Source organism: Pseudomonas onubensis, assembly GCF_965653655.1.
Lineage (GTDB): Bacteria > Pseudomonadota > Gammaproteobacteria > Pseudomonadales > Pseudomonadaceae > Aquipseudomonas.
Map to the genome: position 1 here is coordinate 17,258 of NZ_CBFHAZ010000066.1, position 19,652 is coordinate 36,909.

General features: G+C 62.0%; 16 protein-coding genes. 6 read left to right on the forward strand and 10 right to left on the reverse strand.

From position 1 onward, the window contains the following. Nucleotides 1-52: 52 nt before the first annotated feature. Nucleotides 53-1,990, reverse strand: coding sequence for a bifunctional 5-dehydro-2-deoxygluconokinase/5-dehydro-2-deoxyphosphogluconate aldolase (locus ACTD9P_RS19910; protein ID WP_438869039.1), 1,938 nt, complete (start codon nt 1,988-1,990; stop codon nt 53-55). Here ACTD9P_RS19910 and ACTD9P_RS19915 point away from each other — a divergent pair. Next, nucleotides 1,989-2,192: a hypothetical protein gene (locus ACTD9P_RS19915; protein ID WP_141722670.1), complete on the forward strand. Its 204-nt coding sequence runs from the start codon at nt 1,989-1,991 to the stop codon at nt 2,190-2,192. The two genes, ACTD9P_RS19910 and ACTD9P_RS19915, sit on opposite strands and share 2 nt — an antisense overlap. An 82-nt stretch (nt 2,193-2,274) precedes the next feature. Beyond that, the gene (locus tag ACTD9P_RS19920; protein WP_438869040.1) at nt 2,275-3,183 is read left to right on the forward strand and encodes a MurR/RpiR family transcriptional regulator; all 909 of its coding nucleotides are present in this window, start codon (nt 2,275-2,277) and stop codon (nt 3,181-3,183) included. A gap of 194 nt (nt 3,184-3,377) precedes the next feature. On the opposite strand, the gene ACTD9P_RS19925 is transcribed toward ACTD9P_RS19920, so the two are convergent. The 5 genes from ACTD9P_RS19925 to pdxR all read right to left on the reverse strand — a co-directional run bounded on the left by ACTD9P_RS19925 (nt 3,378) and on the right by pdxR (nt 10,828). After that, entirely contained in the window at nt 3,378-6,488 is a 3,111-nt protein-coding gene (locus tag ACTD9P_RS19925; protein ID WP_438869041.1) for an efflux RND transporter permease subunit, read from the reverse strand. After that, the gene (locus ACTD9P_RS19930) at nt 6,485-7,714 is read right to left on the reverse strand and encodes an efflux RND transporter periplasmic adaptor subunit (protein WP_438869042.1); all 1,230 of its coding nucleotides are present in this window, start codon (nt 7,712-7,714) and stop codon (nt 6,485-6,487) included. Before ACTD9P_RS19930 ends, ACTD9P_RS19925 begins: the two co-directional genes overlap by 4 nt. Next, nucleotides 7,707-8,945 (reverse strand): TolC family protein, encoded by a 1,239-nt coding sequence (locus tag ACTD9P_RS19935; RefSeq protein ID WP_438869043.1) that lies wholly within the window; start codon nt 8,943-8,945, stop codon nt 7,707-7,709. Before ACTD9P_RS19935 ends, ACTD9P_RS19930 begins: the two co-directional genes overlap by 8 nt. A gap of 96 nt (nt 8,946-9,041) precedes the next feature. After that, nucleotides 9,042-9,380, reverse strand: coding sequence for a hypothetical protein (locus tag ACTD9P_RS19940; RefSeq protein ID WP_438869044.1), 339 nt, complete (start codon nt 9,378-9,380; stop codon nt 9,042-9,044). Between the two features lie 26 nt (nt 9,381-9,406). After that, nucleotides 9,407-10,828 (reverse strand): MocR-like pyridoxine biosynthesis transcription factor PdxR, encoded by a 1,422-nt coding sequence (gene pdxR / locus ACTD9P_RS19945; protein WP_438869045.1) that lies wholly within the window; start codon nt 10,826-10,828, stop codon nt 9,407-9,409. Between the two features lie 94 nt (nt 10,829-10,922). On the opposite strand from pdxR, the gene ACTD9P_RS19950 reads away from it, so the two are divergent. Then, nucleotides 10,923-12,167 (forward strand): multidrug effflux MFS transporter, encoded by a 1,245-nt coding sequence (locus ACTD9P_RS19950; RefSeq protein ID WP_438869046.1) that lies wholly within the window; start codon nt 10,923-10,925, stop codon nt 12,165-12,167. A 153-nt stretch (nt 12,168-12,320) separates the two neighbouring features. Here the strand turns inward: ACTD9P_RS19950 and ACTD9P_RS19955 are convergent, their stop codons facing one another. After that, nucleotides 12,321-13,226 carry a hypothetical protein gene (locus ACTD9P_RS19955; protein ID WP_438869047.1) on the reverse strand — a complete coding sequence of 302 codons (906 nt, stop codon included), beginning with the start codon at nt 13,224-13,226 and terminating at the stop codon, nt 12,321-12,323. Nucleotides 13,227-13,637: 411 nt separating this feature from the next. Here ACTD9P_RS19955 and ACTD9P_RS19960 point away from each other — a divergent pair, with 411 nt between their 5' ends. Both ACTD9P_RS19960 and ACTD9P_RS19965 read left to right on the forward strand, forming a co-directional pair. Then, complete coding sequence (locus ACTD9P_RS19960; RefSeq protein WP_438869048.1) at nt 13,638-14,321, forward strand: response regulator transcription factor; 684 nt, start codon at nt 13,638-13,640, stop codon at nt 14,319-14,321. Continuing rightward, a complete protein-coding gene (locus ACTD9P_RS19965; RefSeq protein WP_438869049.1) occupies nt 14,299-15,693 on the forward strand; it encodes a sensor histidine kinase in 1,395 nt (464 codons plus the stop codon). The genes ACTD9P_RS19960 and ACTD9P_RS19965 overlap by 23 nt, the downstream gene beginning before the upstream one ends. A 133-nt stretch (nt 15,694-15,826) precedes the next feature. Here the strand turns inward: ACTD9P_RS19965 and ACTD9P_RS19970 are convergent, their stop codons facing one another. From ACTD9P_RS19970 to ACTD9P_RS19980, 3 genes are read right to left on the reverse strand one after another with little or no spacing between them, the layout of a single operon-like run. Next, nucleotides 15,827-16,243, reverse strand: a complete 417-nt coding sequence (locus ACTD9P_RS19970) for an SRPBCC family protein (RefSeq protein ID WP_438869050.1) — start codon at nt 16,241-16,243, stop codon at nt 15,827-15,829. A 27-nt stretch (nt 16,244-16,270) separates the two neighbouring features. Beyond that, nucleotides 16,271-17,068, reverse strand: coding sequence for an SDR family NAD(P)-dependent oxidoreductase (locus tag ACTD9P_RS19975; RefSeq protein WP_438869051.1), 798 nt, complete (start codon nt 17,066-17,068; stop codon nt 16,271-16,273). A gap of 17 nt (nt 17,069-17,085) precedes the next feature. Then, nucleotides 17,086-18,090 (reverse strand): aldo/keto reductase, encoded by a 1,005-nt coding sequence (locus tag ACTD9P_RS19980; RefSeq protein WP_438869052.1) that lies wholly within the window; start codon nt 18,088-18,090, stop codon nt 17,086-17,088. 113 nt (nt 18,091-18,203) lie between these two features. Between ACTD9P_RS19980 and ACTD9P_RS19985 the strand changes: the two genes are divergently transcribed. Next, a complete protein-coding gene (locus tag ACTD9P_RS19985) occupies nt 18,204-19,094 on the forward strand; it encodes a LysR substrate-binding domain-containing protein (RefSeq protein ID WP_438869053.1) in 891 nt (296 codons plus the stop codon). The last annotated feature ends 558 nt before the right edge of the window (nt 19,095-19,652 follow it).

Sequence of the window (19,652 nt, forward strand, 5' to 3'; positions counted from 1 at the left end):
TTACCTGACAAACCGATTTCGCGAGCAAGCCCGCTCCCACATTTGACTGCGTTTAATTTCTGGAACTGCGCCAGGCATTGATGAGCTGTTCGAACGTGCCCTGCACCTGCTCAATCAACCCTTCATCATCAATCTCCCCCGCCATCCACGCACGGCTTGGCTCCTGGAAGATCGTACGGCCCACGGCAAACCCACGGCAGGTGGTGCTTTGGCTGGCTTGCTGAAAGCCATCGGCCAGAAACTGCGCCGACGCATTCAGGCCCAGCAGCACCACACCCCGGCAGTACGGGTCACGCGCGTGGATCAGTTCGTCGAGCTTTTTCCAGTCCTCGGCCGACTGCGCCTCGATCTTCCACCACGCAGGATATATACCCAGGTTGTACAAGCGCTTGAGGCTGCGGTAGAGCACATCGGGGTAGGTCGACGGGTGATCCTTGGGCGGCACGACTTCCAGCAGCAGTTCATGCCCGCTGACCAGGGACGCCTCATAGACCGCCTGGAGTTGCGCCTCTTGCTCCAGGCGCAGCATCGGCTCGTCGTCGGGGTGGAACTGCACCAGGCACTTGATGATTTGCTCCTGGGGCCAGGCAATCAAATTGCTGCCCACCGAGCGGCCGTGTTCAAACGCCAGTGGCCGTGAGTTCTGCACTTCAACCGGCCGCGCAATCCACCAGCCGCGGCCGCTGGCGGCATTCAGTGCATCCTGGCCGAAGCGCTGGTCGGCCAGCAGGCCCACATCGGCGTCGATGCCCTGCTGCGCCAGTTTGGTTTCCACACGCTCGATGGCCTGGATAAACAGCTGCTTGATGTCGCTGATACGGCTCAGGTCCTGGCCACCTTTTTGTGCCAGGTCCACCAGTTGCCAGCGATGGTCAAAGGCAAACACAAACAGCTGCTTCCAGGTTTTGCGCGGCACCGTGACGCGGTGCAGGCGTTGCAGGGTTACGTCCTGGTCCGGCCGGGTGATGGGCACCGGGCTGTTGAACAGGTAATCCAGTTCGGCCGGCGTCGGCATGGCGGGCGCGCAAGCATGGCGGGACACGACCAGACCGCCGCAAGCGTTGGCCAACTGGCTGCAGCGCTCATCGCTGGCGTCATTGATCCAGCCGCTGAGGAAGCCAGACATGAAGGCGTCACCGGCCCCCAGCACATTGAGCACTTCAACCCGCACGCCGGGGTAAATCGCGCCGTCTTCCAGGCGTGCCGGGATGGCGCCGTGAATCACCGTGCAACCTTGCGGGCCGAGCTTGACCACCAGGGTCGCCGGGGTCAGCTCACGCACGGTGCGCAACGCAGTCAGCAGGTCTTCACTGCCGCCCGCGATCAAGAACTCTTCTTCCGTGCCGACGATCAGGTCGAAACGCGGCAGGATGTTCTGCACATGCTGGCTGACGTTCTGGTCGGCGACAAACCGCGTTTCGCCATCCGCCTTGCCCGCCAGGCCCCACAGCACCGGGCGGTAGTCGATATCCAGCACACGCTTGACGTTGTGCTTGGCGGCGTAATCCAGCGCCTGGATGCTGGCCTTGTACACGCCATCGGTGGAGAAATGTGTGCCGGTGATCAGCAAGGCTTTGCTGGAGGCGATAAAGGCTTCGCTGATGTCTTCGGCGCGCAGGGCCATGTCGGCGCAGTTTTCGCGGTAGAACACCAGCGGGAAGGTTTCGCGGTCTTTAAGCCCCAGCAATACCAGGGCGGTGAGGCGTTCCGGGTCGACCTTGATACCGCTCACGTCACAGCCTTCACGGGCCAGGGATTCGAGCAGGAACCGGCCCATATGGTCATCGCCCACCCGGCTTAACATCGCCGACTTGAGGCCCAGCCGCGCCGTGCCGAAGGCGATGTTGGCGGAGGAACCGCCGAGGTACTTGGCAAAGCTGGACACGTCCTCAAGCCGCGCACCGACTTGCTGTGCATAGAGGTCGACGCCCAGGCGCCCGAGGCAAATCAGATCCAATTGACGCCCACTGGCAAAACGAGTCTGGCCCATGCTGGCTCCTGTTATTTTTATCAGCCTGCGTGGTGCCGCCGTGGTGACGGCACACGCTCTTGGTGCAAGCAGACTAGAACGTCCGGCGGCGGCAATCAATATTTATTCCATAATTATTTTTAGTGGAATATTTTTTCCAATAAGCCAGCATAATGGCATGCCAGCCGCCGTGCATCGTTTCAGCAGCCCACGGGCGCCGTGATGCCGAGGTATTTTTTTGCGCCTACCCTGTAGACTTGCGCCACCCATCAGCGCATCAGACGAACACGCCAGAAGGATTGCCCATGTCCCGCACCGATCCCGAGACCACCCTGGAAGATACGGTCGCCAGCCCTCCGATCAATGCCGAACGCCTGTTGCAGCTGATCACGGACGAATACGAAAGCCTGCCGCGCCAGCTCAAACGCATCGCCAGCTACATGAGCCAGCAGAGCGACCGCATCATGGTCGACCGCATCAGCGACATCGCGCGCGAATGCGAAGTGCACCCTTCGGCCATCGTGCGGTTTTCCCAGCGGTTTGGTTTCAGCGGGTTCAGCGAGATGCAGGCGCTGTTTCGCGAGGCCTACACCCACAAGACCACGCCCGTGCAGAACTACCAGCAGCGCATCCGCAGCATGATCGCCAACAAGTCGCAGAAAGCCAGCGGCGGCGACCTGGCGCGTGAGTGCGTGAACGCCACCCTCTCCGGCATCGAGCGCCTGGGGGTGGAGCTGGATGATGTGGCATTCGAGAAGGCCGTGGACCTGGTGGTCAATGCCGACAATATCTACGTAGTGGGCGTGCGCCGTTCGTTTGCCGTGGCCGATTACCTGGTCTACAACCTGCAGCACACCAATAAGCGCATCCACTTGATCTCGGGTTTGGGCGGCAGTTATCGCGAACAGATGCGCAGCGTGCGCGCCAACGACCTGGTGATTGCGATCAGCTTTACGCCCTACGGCAAAGAGACCCAGCATTGCCTGCGCATCGCCCAGCATCATCAGGCCAAGACCCTGATCATCACCGACAGCAACCTGTCGCCCCTGGCCAAACGGGCGAACGCGGTGTTGTTGGTGAATGAGGGTTCGTCGTTTGCCTTCCGCTCCTTGAGCGCCACGTTGTGTCTGTGTCAGGCGTTGTTTATTGCCGTGGCGTATCGGTTGGAATTGAAGGTGGATGAGATTCATGAGCAGGTTGGTTTCGACGACTGACGTGCCGATACTGACCGATCGTTCCCACGCTCCGCGTGGAAATGCCTCCTGTGACGCTCCGCGTCACGACTCTTCAAAGCAGACGCGGAGCGTCCAGGGCTGCATTCCCACGCAGAGCGTGGGAACGATCACACTCGGGGTGTCTGATACATCGAGGTGATGCTATCGCAGGCAAGCCAGCTCCCACATTTTGTTCAGCGCTTGGCTTTTGGGCGACGCATCAACTGGTAAGCCGCCGGAATCACAAACAGCGACAGCAACGGCGCCGTCAACATCCCCCCAATCATCGGCGCAGCAATGCGGCTCATGACTTCGCTGCCAGTCCCGCCTCCAAGCAGAATCGGCAGCAACCCCGCGATAATAACGGCCACAGTCATCGCCTTGGGCCGCACGCGCAGTACGGCACCCTCAGTAATGGCCGCCAGCAAATCACCATCCTTACGCTCGGCCCAGGCGTTTTTCAGATACAACAGCATGATCACCCCAAACTCAGCCGACACCCCCGCCAGCGCAATAAACCCCACGCCCGTGGCCACCGACAAATTGAAGCTCAGCCAGTAGAGCAACCACACACCGCCAGTCAGTGCGAACGGTAAGGTGCCCAAAATCAACAGCGCCTCATCCACACGGCGAAAGGTCAGGTACAACAGCACAAAGATGATCATAAGCGTGGCCGGCACCACCAGTTTCAAGCGTTCATTGGCCCGTTCCAGAAACTCGAACTGCCCCGAATAACTGAGGCTCATGCCCGGTTGCAAATGCACCTGCTGCTCGATCGCCGCACGCAGGTCCTTCACCACCGAGGCCAGGTCACGGTCACGCACGTCGATATACACCCAGCCCGACGGCCGTGCGTTTTCGCTTTTGAGCATCGGCGGGCCGTCACTGATCTTCAGCCGGGCCACCGTACCGAGGGTGATCTGGCTGCCCTGCGGCGTGTAGATCGGCAGGTTGCCCAGCGCCTGCACCGAGTCGCGCCACGCCTTGGGGTAACGCAGACTGATAGGGAAGCGCGCCAGCCCTTCGACCGTTTCGCCGATGGTTTCACCGCCAATCGCGCCCGCCACAATCGACTGCACATCGGCGATATTCAGCCCATATTGCGCGGCGGCCGCACGGTCGATATCCACGTCGATATAGCGCCCGCCAGTCAACCGTTCAGCCAGTGCAGAACTCACACCGGGCACGGTCTTGGCAACCTTCTCCACCGCCTGGGTCGCCGCGTCGATCTGCATCAGGCTGGTGCCCGCGACCTTCACGCCAATCGGGCTTTTGACGCCGGTGGCGAGCATGTCTATGCGGTTGCGGATCGGCGGGATCCAGATATTGGTCAGGCCCGGCACCTGCACCACACGGTCCAGTTCCTTCACCAGTTTTTCCGGGGTCATGCCGGGGCGCCATTGGTCCCTGGGCTTGAACTCAATCGTCGTTTCAAACATCTCCAGCGGCGCCGGGTCGGTGGCGGTTTCGGCGCGACCGGCCTTGCCGAACACGTGGGCCACTTCCGGTACGGTCTTGATCAGCCGATCGGTGCGTTGCAGCAACTCACCGGCGGTTTGCGTCGACAGCCCCGGCAGCGCCGACGGCATGTAGAGCAAGTCGCCCTCGTCCAGCGGCGGCAGGAACTCACCACCGAGTTTTGCCATCGGCCACAGCGCGCTCGCCACCATCAGCAGCGCCACCAGCAAGGTCAGGCGTGGCCAGCGCAGCACCGCATCGAGGGCTGGCTGATAGAGTTTGATCAAGCCACGATTGAGCGGGTTGCGCTGTTCGTCGGGAATGCGCCCGCGAATCCAGTAGCCCATCAACACCGGGACCAAGGTCACCGACAACCCGGCCGCTGCCGCCATGGCATAGGTCTTGGTGTAAGCCAACGGGCCGAACAGGCGGCCTTCCTGGGCTTGCAAGGTGAACACCGGAATAAACGACAACGTGATGATCAGCAGGCAGAAAAACAGCGCAGGTCCGACTTCCACCGCCGCGTCGGTCATGACTTTCCAGTGCTCGTCACCTTTCAATTCCCGGCCAGGATTGGCGTGATGCCAGGCCTCGATTTTCTTGTGAGCGTTTTCGATCATCACCACCGCCGCATCCACCATCGCGCCGATGGCAATCGCGATGCCGCCGAGCGACATGATGTTGGCGTTGATGCCCTGAAAGCGCATGACAATAAAGGCGATCAATACGCCCACCGGCAGCGAAATAATCGCCACCAGGGATGAACGCAGGCGCCAGAGGAAAATCCCGCACACCAGCGCCACCACCAAAAACTCCTCCAACAGCTTGTGGCTGAGGTTGTCCACGGCGCGGTCGATCAATTTGCTGCGATCGTAGGTGGTGACGATTTCCACCCCGGGCGGCAGGCTGCTTTTCAGTTGCTCAAGCTTGGTCTTGACCGCCGCGATGGCCTCGCGCGCATTTTTGCCGCTGCGCAGGATCACCACGCCGCCGACCGCTTCGCCCTCGCCGTCCAGTTCACTGATGCCGCGACGCAGGTCCGGGCCAAGTTGAATGTTTGCTACGTCGCCAAGGCTCACCGGCACGTTGTTAGTGCCGAGCCGCAGCGGAATCGCGCGAAAATCCGCCAGGCTTTTCAGGTAGCCGGAGGCGCGCACCACGTATTCGGACTCGCCCAGGTTCAGCACCGAGCCGCCGGTTTCCTGGTTGGCCTTGTCGATAGCCTCTTTAACCTGCGCCTGGGTAACGCCGCGACTCGCCATGGCCAGCGGGTCGAGCTGCACCTGGTACTGCTTGACCTGGCCGCCGATGGTCGCCACTTCGGCCACATTCGGCAGGGTCTTGAGTTCGAACTTGAGGAACCAGTCCTGCAGCGCGCGTAATTGCGCCAGGTCGTGCTGGCCGCTGCGGTCCACCAAGGCGTACTGGTAGATCCAGCCCACCCCGGTGGCGTCCGGCCCCAGCGACGGCTTGGCCGATGCGGGCAGCCGCGCCTGCAATTGGCTGAGGTATTCCAGCACCCGCGAACGCGCCCAGTAAAGGTCGGTGCCTTCATCGAACAGCACGTACACATAGCTGTCGCCGAAGAACGAAAAGCCGCGCACGGTCTTGGCGCCCGGTACCGACAGCATGGTGGTGGTCATCGGGTAAGTGACCTGGTTTTCGACAATCTGCGGTGCCTGGCCCGGGTATGGCGTGCGGATGATCACCTGCACATCCGAGAGGTCCGGCAAGGCATCCACCGGCGTATTTTGTACCGCCCACACGCCCCACGCGGTGATGAACAAGGTCGCGAGCAGCACCAGAAACCGGTTGGCCACCGACCAGCGAATCAGCAAGGCGATCATGGCCGGGCTCCTGGCTGCATGCTCATGCCCGACATGCCGGACATTGGCGCGGTGATGCCGCTTAAACTGGCTTCGGAATCGAGCAGGAATTGGCCGGAGGCGACCACCTGCTGGCCTTCCTGCAAGCCGCCGAGGATCACGGTCTGGTCCTGATTTTCTGCGCCGACTTCAACCTCTACCGGGCGATAGCGTCCGCCCTCCTCGGCCAGCATTACCAACACGCGCTTGCCGGTGCGGATCAAGGCTTCGCTGGGAACTTGCAACACCGCTTGCCCGCTGGTTTGCGCCAGGCGCACCTGGGCGGTCATGCCGGGACGCAGGTTACCGTCGGGATTGGGCAACTCGACACGCACCTGCACAGTGCGGCTGTCCATGGCGGTGGCGGGCAAAATCGCGCTGATGGTGCCGTCGACGGTTTTGCCCGGTAAACCGACAAAACGGCTCTGCACGGTTTGCCCCACAGCCAGGGTCGCACCTTGGGCTTCGGGCACGGCGACCTGCAGCCACACCTGGTCCAGGCCATTGATACGCGCCAATGTCTGCCCTGCCGCCAGTGTCATGCCTTCGCGCACTTCCAGGCTTTGCAGGGCGCCGCTTAACGGGCTGGTGACGGTCAACACCGATTGCACCCGGCCGCTGCGCTCCATCTGCTGGATCAACCCGGCAGGCATGCCGCTCAGGTGCAGGCGTTGCCGGGCTGCCGCGATCAAACCACTGTCGTCGCTGTGGCGCAGGCTCAGGAATTCTTCCTGGGCCGCCGCCCATTCGGGGATCAACAGGTCCGCCAATGGCGCGCCGGCCTTGAGCACATCACCCGGTGCCCGCGCATAGACGCGCTCGACAAACCCGGCAGCCCGCGCCTGCACCACCGCCACATCACGGTCGTTGAACGCGAGGATGCCCGACAGCTCCAGGGTCGACGTCAGCACACCCCGGCTGACGCTCGCCAGGCGCACGCCGAGGTTCTGGGTTTGCCGTGGGTCAATCTGCACCGCAGGCGTATCCGCAGCCGCCGTGCCTTGGGCATACCGCGGCACCAGTTGCATGTCCATAAACGGCGATTTGCCGGGTTTGTCGAACTTCTGCTGCGGGTACATGGGGTCGTACCAGTACAGCGCCGGTTTGTCGTCCTTGGGTGCAACAGACGCCAGCGGGTGAAATTGCGCCAGCCCATAGCCCGCGCCCAGACCCAGCAGCACCAGTGCGGCGACGATTGGATTATTCATGGCTGGGTTCTCCGTAGGCGAAATACAGCTGAGCGCCGATCAGGGCGCGCTGCTCGATGGCATCAATTTGTTTGAAACGGGCCTCGACCAACTCACGGCGAGCGCTGACCACCGTGAGCAAATCGCCCTTGCCGGCGCGATAACCGGCGAGGCTGAGGTCGACTTTTTCCTCGGCCAGCGGCACCAGGCTGTCCTGGCTGCGCTGCACGGCGCGGTCCAGGCGCTGGTAAACCGCCAGGTCGTCGTCGAGCATCTGCGTGTGTTCGCGGGTGGCGGCTTCGCGTTCGGCGTCGAGTTGGTCCAGCTCGGCCTGCTTGGCGGCGATGCCAGGGTTTTGTCGGCGCCCGGGAAAGATCGGCAGGTCAAAACTCAATTGCAGGGTGACCATGTCGCCGTACTCCCGGCTGCGGTGCCCGTAGTCGACTTCCCAGCTCCAGTCCGAGGTCTTTTGCGCCTTGGCTTCCTGCACACGCGCCTGCGCCTCGCGGGTACGCGGCACGAAGGCTTGCAGTGCAGGATGTTGATGCAGGTTGTGGCTGTAGCCGTGGCTGTCGATGCTCCAGTTGGGTAACTGGCCGCTGGGGGCTTGATTGGCAGCGGCACCGATCCAGCGCTTGAGGGCGGCGCGGGCCTGGGCACGTTGTTGGGTCAGCTCGTCCTCACGCCCCGCCAACTCGGCGGCCTCCTGTTTGGGAATCACCGCATCGGACGCCTGGCCGCGCCCACCGGCCAACTGCGCGCGCACGCTGTCTTGCAGCAGGCGGTTCTGTTGGTAGAAGTCTTGGAACAAGGCCTCTTTGCGCTCCACCGCGTAAGCACGGATCCACGCCTGGGCAGTGGCTTGGCGCACATTAAGGCGCTCGATGCGCCCTTCGGCGGCGGTGCGCTCTATGGTTGCATCAGCCAGCTCGACCCGGGCTTTGCGCTTGTCGCGGCTGGGCACCTGTTGCTGCAGGCCGATCATTTGTTGCGTCATGTCATCGCCATACAGCGTGCCGCGATTCGGCCCGCCGATAGGGAAATTCTGCAGGCCCACCAGCAGTTTCGGGTCGGGCAATTCGCCGGCCGGAATCGCTGCCTGTGTCGCAGCTTGCAGCTTGGCGGATTCGGCCACCAGCGACGGCGCGTTGTTCTGCGCCAGGCGCAGGGCCTCATCCAGGGTCAGCGCCGAGGCGAGCGCCGGCCACACCAGCACGCCCACCACCAGGGCGCGCACATAGAGGGAATTCATCGTGAAGATTCCTGATCTGTGCCACTGCGCGCCGCGTTATGCGGCCCACAGCAAGGCCATCCCGCAGTGGGGATGGATGTTCAGATGCAACAGGAATCAGCTACGTGGCGGGCGCCAGACGCCGGAGGGCGTGCGGTGAGGGATAAAATCAGAGGTGTGGCCGATGGCCAAAGGATGAGCGCGTGTCAGCGGTGCCTTGAGCACCGCCACGGAGAGTTGCAACAGGCCGCCGGTCTTGCATTCCTGGCCCGGCTTGCAGACTTTGCCGTGGTCACCGCCGTCCTGGCAGCAGTCGGGGCTCATGTCGGTCATCACCTGCATGTCTGCCATCTTCATCGGGCACGGCTCGGTGCTCGACGGCACTCCCGCCATCCCGGTCAGGGGAAGCGTGAGGCTTAACAGCATGACCAGGATTAAACGCAGAAGGCGGCTCATGGGGCGCGAGTCTAGCCAAGGGGCGGTTAAGCCGCCATTAACAATTTCGTGAGAACTCGCCCGTGAAAGCGAATCTGCGCCAGGGTCAGCGCGGTGTAGCCGATGATCACCGCAGGCTTCAGGTTGGCCTCAGCACAGAACTTGCCCAACGGCTGCAAAGTCAGGCCGACGGCGGCAGCGCGGCTACAAAAATCCGCCTCACAGACGCCTGCCGGCAACCACAGCACAAAATGCAACCCACCCTGCTGGCCGCTGACCGTGCAGCCCTGCGGCAGGCAGGCGAGCAACGCATCGCGGCGTGCCTGATAGGCTTGGCGGGAAGCGCGCAAATGCCGCACGAACTCCCCACTGCCCAGGAATTCGACCAGGCCCAACTGATCCGTGGCGCCCACCGAATGCCCGGTCAATTGTGAGGTGCGCAATAACGCGGGACGCAGCGCCCTGGGCACCACCATGAAACCCACACGCAAGCCGGGAAACAGGTTCTTGTTGAAGCTGCCGCAGTAGATCACCCGGTCGCCGGAATCCAGGGCTTTGAGCGCGGCCAGTGGCGCGCTGTTGTAGTTGTATTCGCTGTCGTAATCGTCTTCGACCACCCAGGCGTCAGCGCGGGCGGCCCAGTCCAGCATTGCCAGGCGGCGCGAGACCGACAAGGTCATGCCCAGCGGTGCCTGGTGGGCAGGCGACACGTAAGCCAGCCGCGCCGTGCCTGGGAGCTGGTCGGTGTCGAGGCCGTCGGCCGTGACCGGTATCGATTGAACCTGCGCGCCGGCCAGGCTGAACAGCCGCCGAGCGGGCTTATAACCTGGGTCTTCGACGCACGCCGTGTCGCCGGGTTTGAGCAAGGTCCGCGCGATCAGGTCAAGGGCGTGACGAATACCGGTGGTGACAATCACTTCATCCGCCTCGCAGCGCATGCCGCGATAACTGCGCAGGTAGTCGGCGATTTGCTCGCGCAACGCCGGTAACCCGGCCGGGTGCGCGGCCTCCAGGGCACCCGGCGCCGCGGACAGCAAACCACGGGAAATACAACGCGCCCAGATTTTCAAATCGAACAGGCTGGCATCCGGGCGCCGGGCCACAAAGGGCACGTGGCTTTGCACACCTGCATCGGGCTGGTCAGGCACGGCCAGGCGACGTGGGTGGCTGCTCGGCGCCGGGGCCGCAATAAATTGCTCGGGGATCACCGCACTCACCCGTGTGCCGGAGCCCGACACACGTTCTACGTAACCCTCGCTGTGCAAGCGCTCGAACGCAGCCTCCAGGGTGCCACGCGACACCAGCCAGCGCTCGGCCAGGCTGCGGGTCGACGGCAAGCGACTGCCCGCCGGTAATTGGCGATTGAGGATGGCGGCGCGCAACGCGTCATAGGCGCCCTGTTGTTTGCCGGCGTCGAGCGTATCCGGGCGCGGCAGGTCCAGGGTGGTGGCGGTTTTTCCTCGGCGCATAAGTGGTCCAGTGTTTTAAGCCATAAACGGCTCAAAGGATTAAACCACAAAGTCGTTAGAGTTCAGGCTCTACTCGTTAGCGAAGAAGCTTCCCATGACTCAACGCGCCCTCTCCACCGGGTTCTGGTTGGTCCTGCTGACCGTGCTGATCGCCCTGCCCCGCCTCTCGCTCGACCTGCATCTGCCGGCCTTGCCCGCCATGGCCGACTACTTCCACAGCAGCGACAGCCAACTGCAGCTGACCCTCACCCTGTACACCCTGGGTTCGGCGATTTCCCTGCTGGTCAGCGGCCCGTTGACCGACCGTTTCGGCCGGCGCCCGGTGTTGCTGGCCGGGCTGCTGCTGTACGTGGTGGCGACGGTGACCTGCGCCCAGGCCGACAGCCTCGGCGTGCTGGTGATCGCCCGGCTGTTCCAGGCCCTCGGCGGTTGCTGTACCACGGTGATCGGCCGCGTGATCGTGCGCGATCACTTCGACCGCCACGAACAGGCGCGCCTGCTGGGCCTGATCTCCATGGCCATGGCGATCTCGCCGATGGCCGCGCCGGTACTTGGCAGCCTGATGCTGCCCTTGATCAACTGGCGTGGCTTGTTTGGGCTGCTGGCCGTGATCGGCACCGGGCTATGCCTGGTGGTTTACCGCCGCCTGCCGGAAACCCGTCCGCCGCAAGTTGCCGCCGCGCCACCGAGCAACCTGCTGCGGGTGTATGGCCAACTGCTGCGTGACCGCTATTTCCTGCGTTACGCCCTGGCCATCGGCTGTGTGTACAGCACGTATTTTCCGTTTATCAGCGAGTCGTCTTCGCTGTTGCAGCGCGGCTACCAACTGACGGCCACGCAATACGCGCTGGTATTTGCCGCGACCATCAGCGGCTACATGCTCGGGGCGAACCTGTTTCGGCGGTTGGTGCTGCGTTTCGAACCCGACCGCTTGATCAACGCTGGCATCGGCCTGAATGTGCTGGGCAGCGTTTTGCTGGCGATGGCGACCCTCGCGCTGCCGGGAGAATGGCTGGCGATTGTGCTGCCGATGGTCGTGATAATGGTGTCGGTGGGGATGGTGATTCCGGCCTGCCAGCTGTCGGTGCTGCAGCCCTATGGCGCGATTGCGGGGACGGCGTCGGGGTTGTTCTTTTTTATCCAGATGTTCCTGACGGCGGTGAGCAGTTGGATGACGGGGTTGTTGTCCGATGGGACTTCGCTGCCCTTGCTCATCATGACTTCAGTGGCGAGCGCTTTGCTGATCACAAGCTGGCTGACACTGCACAAAACCAAATGTGGGAGCGGCGGTGCGACGACTCGACTTGCTCGCGAAAGCGGTGTGTCAGTCAGCTCATGAATAGCTGAAAGACCGCCTTCGCGAGCAAGCCCGCTCCCACAGGGGAACGAGCCAAGCTCTGGTTTAGTGCATGAAAATCGCGATCAGGATGATCACCGGAATCGGCACGCCGAGGAACCACAGTAGTAATGAGCGCATGATGTTCTCCTTGAATTAACGAACGTAGTTTTCGGTTTCGACGTACACCACAGCATCCCGACGACGACCGCCGAAGGTTGCCGCGAAGCTGGCAAAGAACGCGCCGATCAACAGGGTCACAAAGGTCCACAGCGAGGCGTAGGCAGCGACTTTGGCGGCAGTATCGGCCGCTTGCTTGGCTTTGAGCTTGGCATCGTCAATGGCTTTACGGGCTTCGCCGTACACCTTGTCGATACGCGCTTCGGCATCGGCCTGGCTGAGGTTGGTGCGCTGGCTGATCAACTGGGCCAGGTAGGTACGGTCTTCCGGTGCCAGTTGGCCGTCGTTGCTCAGGGTGCGGGTGAGGATACGTGCAACCACACCGTGTACCGCGTCATCGCTGACGGCAGCTGGGCGGTCATCGCGGAAGAGGCTGTCGACGTAGTAGTCGAAGTCGCCGCTGTTGGCGCCTTTGGCTGCGCTACCGGCGGCCTGGCTGATGCCGCTGGCGGCACCTGCGGCAACACTGGCACCGGCTTTCACGCCGCCGCTGACCACGCTGCTGACCGAACCGACCACCAGTACTGCGGTGACCAAAGTGGCGACGGCCCACGCGAGGAAGCCGTGGGCAGTGTCGCGAAAGTACACTTCATCGCCATGCATATTCGCCCACTTCACACGCAACCGGCCGGCAATGTAACCGCCCAGGCCCGAAGCGACGATTTGGGTGAATGCCAGCCAGATAATCGTGGAAATACCCAGCCCCTTGGCGCTCATACCGCTGTCGGCCCACGGCGACACCGCCGAAAAGCCCAGGCCGAAGCCCAGCAGCACCAGGATAAGCGACAGTGCAGCCGCCGCAGCGGCCCCGGCAAAGATTGCGCCCCAGGAAACCCCAGAGCGCGCGCTTGACTCTTGCAGCGTGGTTGACGATGTGATCATTGTTGTTTTGCTCCTGGCAGGAAAAATAGTGTTACAAGTCTCAAAAGGGACAGTGCAGGCAGCGTGCCAGCCGGGCCTAAAATTAAAATCCTTGTATTTCAATGAGATAAGTAATTTGAACTTCTTAAGACCGTGCAACTTGCAAGAAACAACAACGGCGGGCGTGCTTTATGCAATCTCATGGCAAACCCGCTCACTGTGGGAGCTGGCTTGCCTGCGATAGCGGTGTATCCGACACAAAATATCAAACTGGAAGACCGCTATCGCAGGCAAGCCAGCTCCCACAATGAAGGTGTCCAAGCAGGAAATTTGTGGTGGTTTTGCCAAGATGAAGTTTAATTTAGGAAACATTCAGCTACTTCTTGGCAAAATGACCTCACTTCTAGTGTGAATCGCTCACCAGGTAATCCTATGACCCGTATTTTGACCATCGAGGATGACGCCGTAACGGCCCGCGAGATCGTCGCAGAGCTGAGTAGCCATGGACTGGATGTGGATTGGGTGGACAACGGCCGCGAAGGCCTGGTCCGTGCTGTGAGTGGTGATTACGATCTGATCACCCTCGACCGGATGCTGCCGGAGTTGGATGGCCTGGCCATCGTCACGACCCTGCGCACCATCGGGGTGTCGACGCCGATCTTGATGATCAGCGCCCTCTCCGATGTCGACGAACGCGTGCGCGGCCTGCGGGCCGGTGGTGATGACTACTTGACCAAGCCGTTCGCCTCCGACGAAATGGCCGCCCGTGTCGAAGTCCTGCTGCGGCGCAAAAGCACGGTCAAGGAGTTCGAAACCGCCCTGCGCGTGGCCGACCTGGAACTCAACCTGATCAGCCGCGAAGCCAGCCGTGCCGAGCAGCCGCTGAGCCTGTTGCCCACCGAATACAAACTGCTTGAGTTCCTGATGCGCAACACCGGGCAGATCCTGTCGCGGATGATGATCTTCGAGGAAGTCTGGGGTTATCACTTCGACCCGGGCACCAACCTGATCGATGTGCACATCGGTCGCCTGCGCAAGAAAATCGATCCACCGGGCCTCACGCCGCTGATCCGCACGGTACGAGGTTCCGGTTATGTCATTGCTGAACCCATCTAAGGGCTGGCGCTCCTCCAGCAGCCGCTTGCTCGCGCTCTACAGTTCGCTGTTCGTGGCCTGGAGTTGCATCCTCATGGGGGTGCTGTATTTCGAAGTGTCGGGTTACCTGGGCGACCTGTCCCGCCACTCGCTGATGCAGCGCCAGCACTTGTTTCAGCGTTTCGACGGCGAAGAACTGGTGGAAGCCTTGACCACCAGCATGACCTTCGACATGAAGGGCGTGGACGCCTACGGCCTGTTCGATGAGCAATTTCGCCCGTTGAGCGGGCCGATCCGCGCCGTGCCGCCGGACCTGCCGCTGGACGGCAAGATCCACGCGCTGGCCAATTGCGTCGAGTCCGACGACCCCAAACTGCCCAAAGACAGCTGCGACGCCGTCGCTACCCACACCGAAGACGGCCGCTGGCTGGTGCTGGTGCGAGCCAACGGTTCGCTGTTCGGCGTCACCCGGATCATCTGGCATGCACTGCTGTGGGCGCTGTCGCTGACCATTATTCCGGGCGCGGCCGGTTGGCATTTGTTGCGCCGCCGCCCGTTGCGCCGTATTCGCGGGATCCAGGCAAGTGCCGAGGCCATCGTCGCCGGCGACCTGACCCACCGTTTGCCGCTGTCCAATCGGCGTGATGAGCTGGACATGCTCGCGGCCATCGTCAACGCGATGCTCGACCGCATCGAGAAGCTGATGAACGAGGTCAAGGGCGTGTGCGACAACATCGCCCACGACCTGCGCACTCCGCTGACACGCTTGCGCGCGCAGCTGTACCGCATCAAGCAGGAAGCCGAGGAGAACTCGGTGTATGCGGTGAAGCTCGACGACGCCATCGCCGAGACCGACACGCTGATGGCGCGCTTTCGCGGGCTGTTGCGCATCTCGGAGCTGGAAGATCACCAGCGCCGCTCCGGTTTCCTGGTAATGGACCCGCTGCCGCTGCTGCGCGAGCTGCATGACTTTTATCTGCCATTGGCCGAAGAAGGCGAATTGCAGCTGCGGCTTGAAGTGCCGCAAGCGCTGCCGTGGATTACCGGCGACCGTGCGCTGTTATTCGAAGCCTTGGCCAACCTGCTGAGCAACTCGATCAAGTTCTCGCCCGCCGGTGGTGAAGTAATCTTGCGTGGTGTGAATGACGGCGGCAGCACGCGTATCGAAGTGCACGACTCCGGGCCGGGTATTCCGGCGGCGGAACGTGATGCGGTATTCCAGCGTTTTTATCGCGTGGATGAAAGCGACCAGCAAGGCGGCTTCGGTTTGGGCCTGTCGATTGTGGCGGCGATCATCAACTTGCACGGGTTCAAGCTAGAGGTCGGCAACAGCCAGAGTGGCGGTGCGCGGTTGGTGCTGGAGTGTCGGCAGCAGTTGATGCCCGAAGCCTGAAGATCACCTCGGTCAAAAAAGGTGGGAGCGGGCTTGCTCGCGAATACGGTGGGTCAGCCAACAGATTCATCGACTGACCCACCGCATTCGCGAGCAAGCCCGCTCCCACAATGGACTTGCAGTGCCTCTTATATCAGGTCGGGAAGTTGGCGCGCAGCGCCTCGAGGCCGCCGCTGTACACACCGGTGAACAACTCTTCCACCGCCGCATCCGTGGTCCCGGCTGCCGGGGTGAACACGCCCGACCAGGTCACCTTCGCCGAACTGTCGGTGAGCGCCTCAACCTGCAAGGTCGCCAGGTAGGCACTCACCGGAAACGGCGACTGCTCGATGGTGTAGCTGTAGCTGCGCGTTACGTTATCAAAATGCTGCAAACGCTCGACCACCACACCGCCATCCGCGGTTTGCAGGTGGCGCACGCGCCCGCCATCACTCGGCTCGCTCTTGACGATAAACGGCAGCCAATCCGGCAGCGCGTTGAAGCCACCCACCAACTGCCAGACCTGATCGGCCGAAACCGGGATTTCAATTACAGAAGAAGCTGTCGCCACAATAAATACTCCAGGAAAAATAAGACTTCAGATCGCCATGCTGTCGACAACACCACCGTCGACCCGCAACGCAGCGCCTGTGGTTGCAGAGGACAGCGGTGAAGCAATGTACGCCACCAGGTTCGCCACTTCATCCACATTCGCCGCGCGCTGGATGATCGAGGTTGGCCGTGCGTTACGTACAAACACATCGGCCTCGTCCCGCGCACTGCGCCCGGACTTTTGCGTGGCGTCCTTGAGCATCTGCTCCAGGCCGTCGGTAAAGGTCGGCCCCGGCAGCACTGCGTTAACGGTCACGCCAGTGCCGGCCAGGCGCTTGGCCAGGCCATGGGAGACGGCCAGGTTGGCGCTTTTGGTCACGCCATAGTTGATCATGTCGGCCGGTGTGGCCACGCCAGACTCCGACGACAGGAAGATCACCCGCCCCCAGCCCTGCTCGACCATGCCGGGCGTGTAATGCCGTGCCAGGCGCACGCCGGAGATCACATTGACCTCGTAGAAGCGCGTCCACTCGCTGTCGGGTGCGTCGAAGAAATCCACATCGTTGAAGATGCCGAGGTTGTTGACCAGGATGTCGGCACGCGGTTCGGCGTCGAACAGTGTCTGGGCGCCTTCGGCGGTGCCGAGGTCGGCCACCAGCCCGCGCAGATCGGCACCTGGCACCGCCTGGCGAATGCTCGCCAGCGCCTCGTCGACCTTGCCCGATTCGCGCCCGATCACCACCACAGTGGCGCCGGACGCTGCCAGCGCCTGGCTGATACCGAGGCCGATACCGGCGGTGCTGCCGCTGACGATGGCCACTTTGCCGCTTACATCAATTTTCATCGTTGGTACTCCTGAAGTTAGAGCGGCAGAGGCGCACGGGCCGAAATCAATCGGGCATCGCGCAGCGCCTGCCAGAAGGCTGCCGGAATCTTCTCTGACAACGCCGCAACGTCTTCGGCAATTCGTCCCGGACGACTGGCACCTGGAATCACCGCCGCCACGGCCGGGTGAGCCAGCGAAAATTGCAGGGCTGCGGCTTTTACGCTGACGCCGAACGACTGGGCAATCGCCTTGATTTGCTCGACCTTGTTGATGATCGCAGGGCTCGCTTTTTGATATTCGAAGTGCGCGCCACCCGCCAGAATGCCGGAGCTGTAAGGGCCGCCGACGACAATCTCGACGTTCTGCGCCAAGGCTGCGTCCATCAAACGCTGCAAGGCGCGTTCGTGGTCCAGCAACGTGTAGCGGCCGGCCAGCAGGAAGCCGTCGGGCTGGGCTTCGCTGAGGTCAAGGGTCAACTCGCAAGGTTCAACGCGGTTGACGCCCAGGCCCCAGGCCTTGATCACGCCTTCTTCACGCAGCCGGGTGAGTACTTTGAAGGCGCCGGTGCGCGCCTGATTGAAGTAGTCGAGCCATTGGTCGCCGTAGAAGTCCTGGGCGATATCGTGAATCCACACGATGTCCAGGCGGTCGGTTTGCAGGCGCTCGAGGCTGTCTTCGATGGAACGCAAGGTGGCGTCGGCGCTGTAGTCATTGAGCATCTTGTTGGGACGGCCATGTTCGAACACGCCGCTTTTTTCGCCGAGGTCGCGGGCGCTTTCTTCGACTTCATCGAGAATCACCCGGCCGACTTTGGTGCTGAGCACGAAGTCATCGCGGTTGTACTGCGACAGCGCCTGGCCCAGGCGGATTTCCGACAGGCCCGAGCCGTAGAAGGGTGCAGTGTCGAAGTAACGCACGCCTTGGTTCCAGGCGGCCTCGACCGTGGCCTGGGCTTCGTCTTCGGGAATCGCGCGGAACATGTTGCCCAGCGGTGCGGTGCCAAAGCCCAGCTGGCCGGGCAATTTATCTTTCAAGCTCATGGTGGATCCTCAATGGGGTGGTGGGTCGCTGTGACCGTTGAGCAGATCCTAGATTGCGTAGATCGGACCGTCCAAGACATACTGCGACCAACTTGAGTCCTCATAGGTCTAACATGATTGATCTTCGCCAACTGCGCTACTTCGAAGTGGTCGCTGAAGAAGAACACGTCGGCCGTGCCGCCGAGCGCCTGCATATCTCGCAGTCGCCGCTGAGCCGACAGATCGCCCAACTGGAGGAGCGCCTGGGCCTGACCCTGTTCGAACGCAGCCAGCAGCGCATCCGCCTGACCCGCGATGGCCAGACGTTCCTGGCGGAAACCAAGGCGCTGTTGACCCACGCCAATCGCTTGGAATCGCTGGGCAAGCGCCTGGGGCGCGGCGAAGAAGGCGGCTTGTGCATTGGCTACATCGAAAACGCCATGCATGCGGGCGTGCTGCCCAATGCGTTGCGCGTATTGAGGGATGACCGGCCCACCGTGCATATCAAGCTGTACAACTTGCCGTCGCTGGAACAGCTCGAAGGCTTGCGTCAACGCAGCCTCGACATTGCCCTGGTCGGCGAGCCACCGGCCAGCGATGACCCGGATCTGACGGCGCTACAGGTGCTGGACGAGCCGATGCTGCTGGCACTGCCGGAGCAGCATGCATTGGCGCGTCAAAGCGAGTTGTTACCCGAGCATTTGGCGGATCAGGAGTGGATCGGCGTGCAACGCAAGCCTGGCGCCAACCCGGCCGATGACTTCGTGGCTGCGTGCATTCGCGCAGGCTTCACGCCGCAGATCCCTATGGAAGCCAGTGAGCCGTTTACCGCCCTGGGGTTGGTGGCCTCGGGTTTGGGTGTGGCGATGGTGCAAAAGGGGTTGAGCCGGAATGCGCCGCCAGGGGTGGTGTTGCGTGAGTTGCCATGGCTGAGTTACACCACACCGCTGTGGGCGGCGTGGCATCGGGTTAATTTGCGGCCGTTGGTGGAGACGTTCAGGAAGGTGCTGACTGAGCCGCGGTGATGGGTGTTGGCGTTGGCGTTGGCGTTGGTGTGTATATCCGTTATTTAGGTAACGGCGGCCTATGGTTCCGCTCTTACAGCGGCTCACTTTTGGAAAGACCGGAATGCCGGCCCAGCCAAAAGTAAGCAAAAGGTCTTCGCCCCAACACTCGGTGCCTCGCTATGGCTCGGCATGCCCGCAATCCGACCATCGTGTTTGACGGGGCGATTTCAGATCAAGATCAAAAGCGCAGATCAAAAGACCGCTGACTTCGTCATCGAAAAGGATGTAAGAGCCGGAGCAACAGCAACAGCAGAGCCATACTCGGTCAAGGGTGGGAGCTGGCTCGCCTGCGATAGCATCAACTCGGTATACCTGATGTACTGAGTTGTCTGCATCGCAGCGGTGCGACGATTCGACAAGCCAGCTCCCACAGAAAAGCAGCTCTTCAGTGAATGCAAATCCGCAGCCGATCTCATATTCAAAACTGCATGCGGTCAACTGTGGGAGCGGGCTTGCTCGCGAATGCGGTGGGTCAGTCAATTCATCTGTCACTGACCCACCGCATTCGCGAGCAAG